1 protein-coding gene is annotated in these 602 nt (G+C 56.0%); it reads right to left on the bottom strand.

The annotated features are described in order from the left end of the window. On the bottom strand, nucleotides 1-602 hold a 602-nt coding region (locus tag B2W52_RS21210; RefSeq protein ID WP_286804030.1), incomplete at both ends, for a thiamine pyrophosphate-dependent enzyme.

Below are 602 nucleotides of genomic sequence, written 5' to 3'. Positions count from 1 at the left end.
TAAATTTCGAACTTGGGCTGATCTTCCGACAATTCCGCCAGAGCAATATGGGTCGATCCATCTTTCTGGTTGTGAAGGACGGCATGGCGGTGAGAGAACGTGCCACGGCCAATATCCTGCCCCGTAAGGCGGATTGGGTGACCCTCGTCCAACAGCGTCGCATACGCCATGACTTCACCGTAGCCCCAGTTGATAGGCAGGGCGCCGGCGGTCATTTTTTCGCGGTCGGAAACAATCTTGGAGACCTGACGCTGGATACTGAAACCTTCAGGGACCGAGGTCAGTTTCTTGCCCAGCTTCTGGATCGTCTTCAGCGCAACGCTGGACTTGCACTTGGCTGTCCACTCGTGGCCGAGGTAAGGAGTCCAGTCAACGTAGAGCTCTTTGTTGGGCTCTTTGACCAGGGATTTGACCACGTGCTCGCCATTATCCAGGGCGTCACGGTAGTCGTTCTCCATCTGCTTGGCTTCTTCCTCGGTGATAACACCGGCTTCCACCAATTGATCCACGTACAGGTTGCGGGTGGTCTTCAGCTTGCGGATTTTCTCGTACATGACCGGCTGGGTTGCTGCCGGCTCGTCCGCTTCGTTGTGACCACGACG

It is taken from the genome of Marinobacter sp. UBA2498 (genome assembly GCF_002341575.1).
Classification (GTDB): domain Bacteria; phylum Pseudomonadota; class Gammaproteobacteria; order Pseudomonadales; family Oleiphilaceae; genus Marinobacter; species Marinobacter manganoxydans.
Note: the sequence above shows the minus strand (reverse complement) of the source record. Positions and strands in the feature narration are given on the sequence as shown.